The sequence below is a fragment of the Mycoavidus sp. HKI genome, from assembly GCF_020023735.2.
In the GTDB taxonomy this organism is placed as follows: Bacteria; Pseudomonadota; Gammaproteobacteria; order Burkholderiales; family Burkholderiaceae; genus Mycoavidus.
On record NZ_CP076444.2, the window covers coordinates 1,993,938 to 2,006,657 of the forward strand.

Genomic DNA, 12,720 nt, shown 5'->3' on the forward strand with positions numbered 1-12,720 from the left:
CTTAGTCACAATGATCATACCTGCTCCCGCAAAACCCTACGCAAAACCTTCCCCACCTTCGTCTTAGGCAATTCAGCGCGAAACTCTATAAACTTCGGGCGCTTATACCCGGTTAACCGTTCTTTGCAAAAAGCTATCACATCCGCTTCGATCAAAGCGGGGTCTTTTTTAACCACAAAAATCTTAACCACCTCTCCTGAATGCTCATTTGGCACGCCAATCGCCGCTGCTTCAAAAATACCCGGATGCTGCGCCAGGACTTCTTCGACCTCAGTCGGGTAGACATTAAATCCTGACACAATCATCATGTCTTTTTTGCGATCGACGATTTTGAGGAAGCCCTCTTCATCCATAACCCCAATATCGCCCGATTTAAAAAACCCATCCTCAGTCATTGCTTTAGCGGTTTCTTCCGGCCGATTCCAATAACCCGCCATCAATTGCGGCCCACGGATGCAAATTTCGCCCTCTTGACCTAGCGCTACTTCAACGCCGTCTTCATCTCGAATTGATACCTCAGTGGAGGGAATAGGCACTCCAATCGTACCTGAATACGTCGTGGCAACCACCGAATTGCACGTCACGCACGGTGAAGTCTCAGACAGCCCATAGCCCTCAACAATCGGGACGCGTGTGAGATCAAACCAGTGGCGCGCCACCACTTCTTGTACCGCCATGCCTCCGCCATGCGCTACCAATAACTTTGAAAAATTGAGTTGCCCAAAGCTAGGGTGATTCAGCAATGCTTTATATAAGGTATTCACCGCCGGAAAAGTATTAAATGGATACGGTTTTAAGGTTTTAATCAAACCAGCAATATCGCGCGGGTTCGGAATTAAAATGCCCAGCCCGCCCGTGCGAATGCTTAGCAGCGCACATACGGTAAGCGCATACACATGGTAAAGTGGCAAAGCAACCACCGTGACCAGTTGCTTAATCTCTGGCCGATTGCGATGCGCGGGCGCCAGCCAGGCTTCTGATTGCAAAACATTCGCCAAAATATTGCGATGCAATAAGACAGCGCCTTTAGCTAAGCCTGTCGTACCGCCGGTATATTGCAAAAATGCAATCTGATCGGCGCTTGGCCGAGTGAATTTAAAGGCTAAGCGCGCACCGCTCGCCAACACCTGATTAAAGCGGACATACTTTTTAAGCCGCCAAGCAGGCACCATTTTTTTCAAATAACGCACAGCCGCATTAATGAACGGCCCTTTAACACCCATTAAATCGCCCATTGACGCCACGATTACCTGCTTAACGGCCGTACGGCCAATAATCCTGGCTAAGGTAGCTGCAAAATTTTCCAGTACGACAATGACCTCAGCGCCGCTGTCGCTCAATTGATGCTCAAGCTCATGGTCCGTATAGAGTGGATTCACATTAACCACCACATAGCCCGCCCGCAACACCGCCATCATCGCCACTGGATATTGCAAAATATTAGGCATCATCAAGGCAACGCGCGCGCCTGGCTGCAAATTTCTTGCCTGCAACCAAGCCGCCATCTGGCGCGAGAGCCGGTCCAGCTGACCATATGTCATGCTTTTGCCCATGCAGACAAAGGCTTCCCGTTGGGCGTATTGGCTTAAGCTTTCTTCAAATAACTCAACCAATGATGCATAAGCCGATAGATCAACTTCGGCAGGAACTCCGGCTGGATAGGATTTAAGCCAGATTTTTTCCATTTTTAATACTTCCCTTTAATCTCTTTACTCTTATTTTTTAACCAAATGAAGTATTTTTCTAAGTTAATATTTCACGCTCAAGCTGGTCAGGTGGTACATGGCGTACATCCGTGCCTTTCACGATATAGATAATCAATTCGGCGAGATTGGTGGCATGGTCGCCAATGCACTCAATCGCCTTAGCGATAGAAAGATAATCCAAGCCCACCGAAATCAGGCGTGGGTCTTCCATCATATAGGTAATCAGCTTGCGGACAAAAGCCCGGAATTCTTCGTCAAGCGCGCGATCATCGCGGACGATTTGCGCCGCTGAAAGAGTGTCAAGCTGGGCAAAGGCTTCTAGCGCGCGCCGCAAAATGGTCACAGCCATCTCGCCGGCCAGTTTGACTTCAGAATAATTAATCGCGCGAGCGCCGTTTGCGATGATATATTGGGTGCGCGTGGCAATTTTTTCGGCTTCATCGCCTACGCGCTCGAGATTGGTAATCATCTTAGAAATCGCCATGAGGAGGCGTAGATCGCGGGCGGCTGGCTGGCGCCGGGCAATTGTGTAGCAACACGCTTGATCAATTTCAATTTCCATCGCGTTGACAGATTGCTCATTTTTGATCACTTGAGCTGCATTATCCGCATCGAGCTCATTCAGTGAACGCATAGCAACAATCACTTGCGTTTCAACAAAATGGCCCATTTCCAGCACCTTTGCGCGCAGAAGATTCAAATCGGCATCAAACTGGCTAGAGAGATGTTTGTCGGACATGGATCAGCCTCCTCAGCCAAAACGGCCAGTAATATAATCTTCCGTTTCTTTGCGAGCCGGCTTCACAAAAATTTGGCTGGTTTCGCCAACTTCGATCAACTCGCCCAAATACATATAAGCAGTGTAATCTGAGCAACGTGCTGCTTGCTGCATATTATGCGTGACAATAACCACCGTGTAGTCACTTTTTAATTCTGCAATCAACTCTTCAATCCGCCCGCTCGAAATAGGATCAAGCGCAGAACAAGGCTCATCCAGCAGTAAAACCTCTGGACGAATGGCGATCCCCCGCGCAATGCATAGCCGTTGTTGCTGGCCGCCTGATAGGCTATGGCCGCTTTGTTGCAATTTATTTTTGACTTCCTTCCATAACGCCGCCTTAGTCAGCGCCCATTCAACGCGATCATCCATTTCAGTACGCGAGAGCGCTTCAAACATGCGTACACCGAACGCAATATTGTTATAAATCGACATTGGGAAAGGCGTAGGTTTTTGGAACACCATGCCAATCCGTGCGCGTAACAAAGAGATATCTTGCTTGGGGCTCAGCAGGTTTTCTCCATCCATCCAAATTTCGCCCTCGGCGCGCTGCTCTGGGTAAAGCGCATACATTTTATTGAAGGTGCGCAAAAGAGTCGATTTACCGCAACCGGAAGGGCCGATAAATGCGGTTACTTTACCTTCAGGGATGGCTAGCTCAATATTTTTTAGCGCGCGATATTGGCCATAGAAAAAATTCAGTTGTTTCACCTGAAGCTTGGCGGGTATAGATAAAACAGGGGCAGGGGCGTGCACCATTTATTTTTTCCTCAGCGCTAGACGAGCCAAAATATTGAGTCCTAACACGCTTAGCGTAATTAAAAAAACTCCAGCCCATGCAAGCTGCTGCCATTCTGTGTAAGGACTCATCGCAAACTGGAAAATCGTCACCGGCAAACTCGCTAAAGGCTGATTCAAATCGATGCTAAAGAAACGATTGGACAAAGCCGTAAAGAGCAGCGGCGCGGTCTCGCCAGCAATCCGTGCAACCGCCAACAGGATGCCGGTGATAATTCCGCCCGCAGCCGCTTTTAGCGTAATCGCGCCAATCATTTTCCATTTTGGCGCGCCTAGTGCGAAGGCTGCTTCGCGTAGCGCGCTAGGCACTAACTTGAGCATGTTTTCAGTGGTGCGCATCACAATTGGAACTTGCAAGAGCGCAAGCGCCATCATACCGGCCCAGCCACTGAAATGCCCCATACGCATCACCACCAAGGCGTACACAAAAAGACCGACGACAATCGAAGGGGCGGAGAGCAAAATATCATTGAAAAAACGCACGCTCTGCGCCAGCCAACTGCGCTGCCCGTATTCAGCCAAATAAATCCCCGGCAGAATGCCGAGCGGCACACCGATCAAGGTAGCGAGCCCGACCAAAATCGCACTGCCGACAATCGCGTTGGCGAGCCCTCCCCCCGCGGTATTGGGCGGCGGCGTCATCTCAGTAAAAAGTTGCAGCGATAAACCGCCTAGCCCGAGTTTGAAGGTGGTCAACAAAATCCAGACGAGCCATAACAAACCAAACACCATCGCCGCCAATGAGAGCGTCAATGCAAGCAGATTGCGGCGACGGCGGCGTGCTTGCAGCTTAATCAATGACGCATTTATGCGGGGCAAGCTCAAGGCCGTGTTTAAGCTCATGTGCCCTTCTCTTTTTGCTCAAGCCTGAAGAGCATTACTTTAGACAGCGCCAAGACCACGAAGGTAATCAAAAAGAGAATCAAACCAAGCTCCATCAACGCCGCAGTATGCAAGCCCGCGCCGGCTTCGGCAAATTCATTGGCGAGCGCCGAGGTAATACTATTGCCTGGCGAGAAGAGTGATGCATTGCGCAGTAAATTGGTATTGCCAATCACGAAAGTAATCGCCATTGTTTCGCCCAGCGCGCGGCCAAGCCCAAGCATGATGCCACTCACCACACCTGCTTTGGTATAAGGTAAGACAATATAGCGCATGACTTCCCAGCGGGTGCAGCCGATCCCATAGGCTGACTCCTTCAACAACACAGGAGTCAACTCAAACACATCGCGCATCACCGCAGCGATATACGGCACGATCATAATTGCTAGGATCACGCCGGCGCACAGAATCCCAGTGCCAATTGGCTGCCCTTGGAATAACGCACCGAGCAAAGGCACTGGACCGAGCAATTGACCAATCGGTTTTTCAAAAAATTCAGCAAAGATCGGCGAGAAAACCAGTAAGCCCCACATGCCATAGACAATTGACGGAATCGCTGCCAGCAGTTCAATTGCCATTCCAAGCGGCTGACGCAACCATGCAGGCGCCAATTCAGTCAAAAAAAATGCGATGCCAAAGCTCACGGGTACGGCAATCAGTAAAGCAATCGATGACGTCACCAACGTGCCGTAGATTGGCACCAACGCACCAAAGATCTCGGCCGGCGGGTCCCAGCGAGAATGCCAAAGAAAGCCTAAGCCAAATTTTTGTATCGCTGGCCAGGCGGTAACCAGCAAAGACAGGATAATGCCCGCGAGCATCAGCAAGCTCACTAGCGCCGCCACATAGGTCAGCGCGGCAAAGCACTTATCGCCCAGCCGAGACAGCGGACTCAGTGCTTTGCGGCTGACCTGGCGCGACTTAGGCAAGGCAAAGTCGCCAGACATATTTATGTGCAGCAGCCAATGGCATATTTAGTGGGTCAGTGGTTTGCCAGCAGCATCTTTTAGCCTGAGCTGCCATTGCGAGCGAATCTTCGCCGCGACTTGCTCAGGCAAGGTCACATAATCAAGCTCAGCCGCCGCTTGCTGGCCTGCTTTAAACGCCCAGTCGAAGAATTTAAGCGTTTCCTGAGCTTGTGCTGGTTTATCTTGCGTTGTATGCAGCAGCACAAAAGTAGCGCCAACAATCGGCCAAGCATTTTTGCCCGGCTGCTCAGTCAGAATTTGATAGAAAGATTTGGACCAATCCGCGGCTGCAGCAGCGGCTCTAAAGGTTTCGGTTTTGGGCTCAACGATCAAGCCTGAAGCGTTTTTTAACCGTGCATATTGCATCTTGCCCGATTTTGCATAGGCCCACTCAACATATCCGATGGCGCCTGGCAAACGTTGCACAAAAGCTGCCACGCCATCATTGCCCTTGCCACCCGTACCAACCGGCCAGCTTACCGTAGCGCCCTCGCCCACGCTCTTTTGCCACTGGGGATTCACTTTAGATAAATAATTCGTCCAGATAAAATTGGTGCCTGAGCCATCTGCGCGATGCACAACCGCAATATCGAGATCAGGCAGTTTCAGCTTGGGGTTTAATGCAACAATAGCCGGATCATTCCATTTTTTAATTTTTCCGAGATAAATATCGCCCAACACTTGGCCCGATAACGCAAGTTTATCCTGCTTCAGATTGGGTACATTCACGACGGGGACAACACCACCCACAACGGTTGGAAATTGGAACAAACCCGCTTGGTTGAGTTCAGCGCCTTTCAAAGGCATATCGGAGCCTGCGAAATCGACTGTTTTTGCAATGATTTGCTTAACCCCGCCAGACGATCCAATACCTTGATAATTCACCCTACCGCCGCCTGCTTTCTGATAACTATCGGCCCACTTAATATAAATATGGGCAGCAAAAGTACTGCCAGCGCCAGTGAGATCAGCCGCCTGGCTGGTAGCCGCCACCACACATACAGCCAAGCCAACCGACAAAGTTTTAATCAGATTCATTAGAACTCCAACAGGTTAAGAAGTTGAACAAACAAACCGAAAACATCACAAAGCTTAGCATCTTCATTAGCGCAATCGATGACATGAGCGAAAAAACTAGCAAGCTACAAATGGCTCATCGCTTAGCAGATAAAACATAACATAAATGCTCAACTTAGAAAGCGCCGTCGTACGCATTATGGTTAATTTAGCCGAAATTAGGCTAAAGTATTGCGAGATAGCTCGGCTTACCCCCCCGTTCGGTTGAAGCAAAAGCACCGCCCAGAGGAAAATTTTGATAAACAGGAGATGAAGATTGAGTATGTTGAGGAAAGCGACCTACCGCTGACAAATGAGTACTAAACCAAATGGCTAATTCATTAGCCCTAAAAGAAATAGAAGAAGGTCGAAGCGATTAGATCATCATAATCGTTAGGCGACACTACGCACCTTGTCTGCAATGGCTTCGGCATAGTGTACTGCGGCAGTTGCTTCCGCCGCCTCAACCATCACGCGCAATACTGGCTCGGTGCCAGAAGCCCTGATGAGCACACGACCGGTAGCGCCAAGGGCATGCTCAGCATGCGCAATCGCTGCTTTAATTTCATGATTACTATGCCAATCACTCCCTGGGCGTAGTTGAATGTTAATTAATTTCTGCGGGAAAAGCTGCACGTCGCGCAATATCGCAGCCAGCGTCTTGCCACTACGTTTTAACGCGGCCAGCACCAGTAACCCAGAAACGATACCATCGCCAGTGGTGTGCCGATCAAGCGATAGAATGTGGCCCGAGCCTTCTGCGCCCAGTTGCCAGCCGCGCGCCCGTAAACGCTCAAGCACATAGCGGTCACCCACCGCGGCCCGCTCAAAGGCCACGCCTAACCGTTGTAAAGCGATTTCTACCGCTAAATTGGTCATCTGCGTCCCGACCACGCCAGCCACTTTGCCGTCTGTTGCAATGCGGTCAACAACGAGCACATAAAGCAGCTCATCGCCGTTATAGAGGCGCCCAGCAGCGTCGACAATTTGTAGCCTATCGGCATCCCCATCCAGCGCAATCCCCAAATCTGCATGGTTTTCTCGTACGGCTTGGATTAATGCATTGGGCGCAGTGGCACCACACTCTTTATTAATATTAAAGCCATTTGGCTGAATGCCAAGCGCGACGACATCGGCGCCCAATTCATGAAATACATGGGGCGCAATATCATACGCTGCGCCATGCGCACAATCGACCACTAATTTCATCCCGCGCAAATCAAATTGTGCGGGAAAAGTACTTTTGCAAAACTCGATATAACGCCCTGCTGCATCATCCAACCGGCGCGCCTTGCCCAATTGCTCAGAGGGCGCGCACACTAGAGCCCGATCCAGATTTGCCTCAATCTCACGCTCAATCTCATCAGGTAGTTTATTGCCATCGCCTGAAAAAAATTTAATCCCATTATCGTAGTAAGGGTTATGCGATGCGCTAATGACCACCCCCGCGGCTAAGCGTAAGGCACGGGTAAGATAAGCCACGCCTGGCGTTGGCATCGGACCCGCCAACATGACATCGACCCCAGCAGCAGAAAGCCCCGCCTCTAAGGCCGCTTCCAGCATATAGCCAGATACCCGCGTGTCTTTTCCTATTAGGACAGTTGGCCGGTTACCTGTTTGTAGTCCATGATCCGCACCTGCCAAGACTTTACCGACGACATAACCCAAGCGTAATACGAAATCAGGGGTGATCGGCAATTCACCGACTTTGCCGCGAATACCATCTGTACCAAAATAATGGCGGTTCATTGTTGGGGGTTTCCTTTATCTAGCAGAATCTGCGGTTCGTACCGCACTCCATATTTTTAATGCATCAACCGTTGGCGCCACATCATGCACGCGAATGATGCGCGCGCCCCGCTCGGCGGCACAAATTGCACCCGCAATGCTTGCTGCCGCGCGCTCGCTAGCCGGCCGGTCAATTACCGCCCCCAACATCGATTTGCGCGATAGGCCAATGAGTAGCGGCACATCAGCGGGCGCTAACTGCGCCAAATGGGCCAGCAAAGTGTAATTATGTTCAAGCGTTTTGCCAAAACCAAAGCCAGGGTCTACGCTAATGCGCGAGCGCTCAATCCCAGCTGCTTCCAATTCTGCAATCCGTGCGTGCAAAAAAGCCGCGACTTCGGCCACCACGTCTTGATAGGATGGCGCCCTTTGCATCGTCTGCGGAGTGCCGCTCATATGCATCACGCATAGGCCACAACCGCTTTGCTTGACGAGTTCAAGTGCGCCAGGCTGGCGCAAGCCCCAAATATCGTTAATTAGATCTGCCCCCTCAGCAAGGGCGGCCCGCATGACATCCGGCTTATGCGTATCGATAGACAGCGGCACGCCGACATCGCGCAAGGCTTTAATGATTGGCAGCACACGCTCGAGTTCTTCGTTAAGCGGTACGGCTGGTGCGCCCGGACGCGTCGATTCGCCACCGATATCGATAAGATCCACGCCTTCATCAACCATTTGCATAGCACGCGCCAGGGCAGCATCATGGGTCAGAAAATGCGCGCCATCATAAAATGAATCGGGCGTAATATTTAGAATGCCCATGACCAGCGGGCGCGTCAGCGCAAGCTGAAAGCGCCCGCATTGAAATTCACTCGGACCAGAGATATTCACGCGTTGCACAAAGAACGTTTAAGTTAAGACCAAGAAAAAATGAGCGGCGCTCCCACCCCCGCTCACTCACATCACCACCGATCAGCCCGCTTCAGCAGGTTGTGCTGTAGTGGCTGGCTTAATTTCGGAATAACCGTCGTTGTCACCGCCCGCAGCCGAACTCCCGTCTGATGAATCATTCTTTGGTGAACGGGGAGGATTGCCAGCCATAATGTCGTTGACTTGATTGGCATCGATGGTTTCCCACTCAAGCAAAGCTTTGGCCATCGCTTCAACCTTATCACGGTTATTTTCGAGCAAATCGCGAGCCCTCTGATACTCTTGATCTAGCAGCCGGCGAATTTCTGCGTCGACCTTCTGTTGGGTGGCTTCGGAGACTGATTTTGAGGCTACTTTACCAAACATTGATTCTTGCTCGGTATCTACGTAAACCATCGTGCCCAGCACATCCGACATACCATAGCGAGTGACCATATCACGGGCAATTTTAGTCGCGCGCTCAAAATCGTTTGAGGCCCCCGTAGACATCGAGTCGAGAAATACTTCTTCCGCTACCCGGCCGCCAAAAAGAATGGCGATCTCTTCTAGCATTTTGTCGCGATATAAATTGACCCGATCGTGCTCAGGCAGTTGCCAGGTAATCCCTAGCGCCATGCCGCGCGGCATAATCGAAACCTTATGCACGGGATCTGCGTGCGGCAAGAGTTTAGCGACCACAGCATGACCAGATTCATGGTAGGCCGTATTACGGCGCTCCTCTTCCCGCATGACCGCCGACTTGCGTTCTGGCCCCATAAAGATCTTGTCTTTTGCATCTTCAAAATCTTTCATTTCGACAATACGCTTATTGCGCCGTGCAGCAAACAACGCAGCTTCGTTGATGAGGTTGGCAAGGTCAGCGCCAGAAAAACCCGGTGTGCCACGCGCGATAATCGATGCATCGACATCATTTGAAATCGGCACTTTGCGCAAATGTACCTTCAAAATATGCTCACGCCCGCGGATATCAGGCAAACCAACATAGACTTGGCGATCAAACCGGCCTGGGCGCAATAGTGCTTTATCCAGCACATCAGAGCGGTTGGTGGCGGCAATCACAATGACGCCTGAATTGGCTTCAAAGCCGTCCATTTCAACCAACATTTGGTTTAAGGTTTGTTCGCGCTCATCATTGCCGCCGCCCATACCCGCGCCACGGTGACGCCCGACGGCATCGATTTCATCAATGAAGACAATGCATGGTGAATGTTTTTTTGCTTGTTCGAACATATCACGTACGCGCGCAGCACCCACGCCAACAAACATTTCAACGAAATCTGAGCCAGAGATACTAAAGAAAGGGACCTTCGCTTCGCCAGCAATGGCGCGAGCCAACAAAGTTTTACCTGTACCCGGCGGACCAATCAGCAGCACGCCACGCGGAATACGGCCGCCAAGTTTTTGAAACTTCTGCGGATCGCGCAAAAAATCGACCAACTCTAGTACTTCTTCTTTGGCTTCGTCGCAACCTGCGACATCGTTAAAATTGATCGCATTATTATTCTCGTCGATCAGCCGCGCACGCGATTTGCCAAACGAGAAAGCGCCGCCTTTGCCACCGCCTTGCATCTGCCGCATCATATAAAACCAGAAGCCGATGATCAAAAGCGTTGGCCCGAGGTATGTCAGTGCAGAGATCAGTACATTGGTTTCTTCGTCAGGTTTACCGCTCACCTGGACGTTGTATTTCATTAAATCGCCAACCATCCACATATCGCCAGGCGATGCAACTTGATATTTATTACCCTCAACTGGCGTCACCGCCAAATTGCGCCCGTGCACTAGAACATCCTTGATTTTGCCGTTCTTTGCATCCTCCATAAACTGGGAGTACGCAATCGTATTCTCGGGTGGGCGCGGCTTATCGAACTGCTTAAACACAGTAAACAATACCAGTGCAATGACCAGCCATACTAATGTCTTCGAAAGCATATTGTTATTCAAAGCGTCACTCCTTGGTCCATCGTGTGGAATTCACGATGCATAATATTAATTCAGTCCGCCTGCTATCTTCATAGCAAAAACTAAGCAGCTCATAGAAAATGCTGCAATGACTCACATATTATTGCGCCACTTTTAAACATTTTCCTAAAATAAAAACCTCGGCAGACTTGTCGCGCGAAGCCTTAGGCTTACGTGCTGCGACTGATTTGAAGCTCTGCTTAAACTTCTTAATAATTTGGCTATAGCCACTGCCATGAAAACATTTAACAAGCAATGCACCCTCTTGATGCAAGCACTGCTGCGCAAATTCTAACGCTAGATCGCACACATCTTCAATCCGTGCTGCGTCCGCTACCGCCACCCCTGATAAATTGGGCGACATATCAGAAAGAATCAGATCTATTTTACGCGTTCCAATCATTTCGGTTAACTGCGCCAACACAGCATCCTCACGAAAATCGCCCTGAATAAAATGGACATCTGCAATAGGCTCCATCGGTAGTATATCAAGTGCAATGATCGTGCCCGAGAGATTATTTGTCTCAGAACGTGAATTTTGTGCAAGTTTGTGACGAACATATTGGCTCCAACTACCCGGAGCCGCCCCCAAATCAACAATAATTTGGCCCGGGCGAATGAGCTTATCTTGTTCATCGATTTCTTTCAATTTGTAGGCCGCCCGGGCCCGATACCCTTCACGCTGGGCAAGTTTTACATAAGGGTCATTGATATGATCATGCAACCAAGACTGGTTAAACCGGTTTTTTGCCATCTAATAAAAGTTATATCTATGTTTTTACTGAAATTTTAGCGGATAATATGGTTTTATATTTACTATAGCTGACTCTTTGTCTAACGTCAGTGTGTAAAAACTACTATTCTTAAATCATGCCTGCTTTATCCATTACGCCCGCCAAACGGGCGACTTTACGCGCACAAGCCCATGCCCTCAAGCCCGTCGTTATGATTGGCGCTGATGGCTTAACCGAAGCTGTGCTTGCTGAAATTGAAATCCATCTCAGCGTGCATGAGTTGATCAAAATTCGTGTCTTGGGCGACGATCGCGACGCGCGCGCCGCCATCTACCAACATATTTGCGGGCAACTTAACGCCGCGCCGGTTCAACATATTGGCAAGTTATTGCTGATTTGGCGCGCCACGCCTGCGCCTCAGGAACACCAAACAACTTTAGCGCGCCCGACCCATCAAGGCCAAGCAGCCAAGCCTGCTAAAGGACGCGGCTCACGCCTGGTGACGATTGTCAAACCGAACCCAAATCCAAGCCGGCGTCCGCAAACTAAAAGCGTCCTAGTGCGCGGCAATGAACGCGTCACGGCAGGCGGCTCAATCAAGAAAGCAAAAAACCGGCAGGCCAGCACAAAACGCCAGTATCAGTCTGACAAATAGCGCTATCGCTAGACCTGTTTCAGCCCCCTACAGGTCTATTAAATATAGCGAATCGCAATAATTTCATATTCGCGCACGCCGCTTGGTGCTTGCACGGTCGCAACATCGCTTTCATATTTGCCAATTAGCGCTCGCGCAACGGGCGAACTGATTGAAAGCAAGCCGTGCTCAAGATTGGCTTCATCATCCCCAACAATTTGATAGGTTACTCTTTCGCCCGAGGCCAGGTCCTCAAGATCAACCGTGGCGCCAAATACGGCGCGGCCGTCCGCATCAACCAGCGCCGGCTCGATAATTTGCGCGGCAGATAATTTTGCTTCTAACTCTAAAATCCGGCCTTCGATAAAAGCTTGCTTCTCTTTTGCCGCATCATATTCGGCATTTTCCGAAAGATCACCCTGAGCACGGGCTTCTGAGATTGAATAAATCACCGACGGCCGCTCGACTGTTTTCAGCCGATGCAGTTCGTCTTTTAATAGGCCAGCGCCACGTTTGGTTAACGGAATAGAAGTCATGAGGAAAT

12 protein-coding genes are annotated in these 12,720 nt (G+C 50.3%); 1 reads left to right on the forward strand and 11 read right to left on the reverse strand.

Annotated elements, in window-relative coordinates; all coding sequences use genetic code 11:
* Positions 1–14: 14 nt before the first annotated feature.
* From KMZ15_RS07785 to KMZ15_RS07830, 10 genes are all read right to left on the reverse strand, one after another.
* Complete coding sequence (locus KMZ15_RS07785) at positions 15–1,685, reverse strand: long-chain-fatty-acid--CoA ligase (protein ID WP_223692321.1); 1,671 nt, start codon at positions 1,683–1,685, stop codon at positions 15–17.
* 58 nt (positions 1,686–1,743) lie between these two features.
* Positions 1,744–2,445, reverse strand: a complete 702-nt coding sequence (gene phoU / locus KMZ15_RS07790) for a phosphate signaling complex protein PhoU (protein WP_223692323.1) — start codon at positions 2,443–2,445, stop codon at positions 1,744–1,746.
* 12 nt (positions 2,446–2,457) lie between these two features.
* Entirely contained in the window at positions 2,458–3,243 is a 786-nt protein-coding gene (pstB, locus tag KMZ15_RS07795; protein WP_223692325.1) for a phosphate ABC transporter ATP-binding protein PstB, read from the reverse strand.
* Complete coding sequence (gene pstA, locus KMZ15_RS07800; protein WP_223692328.1) at positions 3,244–4,125, reverse strand: phosphate ABC transporter permease PstA; 882 nt, start codon at positions 4,123–4,125, stop codon at positions 3,244–3,246.
* The gene (pstC, locus tag KMZ15_RS07805) at positions 4,122–5,111 is read right to left on the reverse strand and encodes a phosphate ABC transporter permease PstC (protein ID WP_223692330.1); all 990 of its coding nucleotides are present in this window, start codon (positions 5,109–5,111) and stop codon (positions 4,122–4,124) included. Before pstC ends, pstA begins: the two co-directional genes overlap by 4 nt.
* A 27-nt stretch (positions 5,112–5,138) precedes the next feature.
* On the reverse strand, positions 5,139–6,170 hold the full coding sequence (gene pstS, locus KMZ15_RS07810; RefSeq protein ID WP_223692332.1) for a phosphate ABC transporter substrate-binding protein PstS: 1,032 nt from the start codon (positions 6,168–6,170) through the stop codon (positions 5,139–5,141).
* Positions 6,171–6,581: 411 nt separating this feature from the next.
* Positions 6,582–7,937 (reverse strand): phosphoglucosamine mutase, encoded by a 1,356-nt coding sequence (gene glmM / locus KMZ15_RS07815; protein ID WP_223692335.1) that lies wholly within the window; start codon positions 7,935–7,937, stop codon positions 6,582–6,584.
* Positions 7,938–7,952: 15 nt separating this feature from the next.
* A complete protein-coding gene (gene folP, locus KMZ15_RS07820; protein WP_223694793.1) occupies positions 7,953–8,738 on the reverse strand; it encodes a dihydropteroate synthase in 786 nt (261 codons plus the stop codon).
* A 150-nt stretch (positions 8,739–8,888) separates the two neighbouring features.
* Positions 8,889–10,790 (reverse strand): ATP-dependent zinc metalloprotease FtsH, encoded by a 1,902-nt coding sequence (ftsH, locus tag KMZ15_RS07825; RefSeq protein ID WP_308710176.1) that lies wholly within the window; start codon positions 10,788–10,790, stop codon positions 8,889–8,891.
* A 118-nt stretch (positions 10,791–10,908) separates the two neighbouring features.
* Positions 10,909–11,562: an RlmE family RNA methyltransferase gene (locus tag KMZ15_RS07830; protein WP_223692337.1), complete on the reverse strand. Its 654-nt coding sequence runs from the start codon at positions 11,560–11,562 to the stop codon at positions 10,909–10,911.
* A 116-nt stretch (positions 11,563–11,678) separates the two neighbouring features.
* On the opposite strand from KMZ15_RS07830, the gene KMZ15_RS07835 reads away from it, so the two are divergent.
* Positions 11,679–12,197 (forward strand): YhbY family RNA-binding protein, encoded by a 519-nt coding sequence (locus tag KMZ15_RS07835; RefSeq protein WP_223692339.1) that lies wholly within the window; start codon positions 11,679–11,681, stop codon positions 12,195–12,197.
* 38 nt (positions 12,198–12,235) lie between these two features.
* Here the strand turns inward: KMZ15_RS07835 and greA are convergent, their stop codons facing one another.
* Complete coding sequence (greA, locus tag KMZ15_RS07840) at positions 12,236–12,712, reverse strand: transcription elongation factor GreA (RefSeq protein ID WP_223692341.1); 477 nt, start codon at positions 12,710–12,712, stop codon at positions 12,236–12,238.
* Between the last annotated feature and the right edge of the window lie 8 nt (positions 12,713–12,720).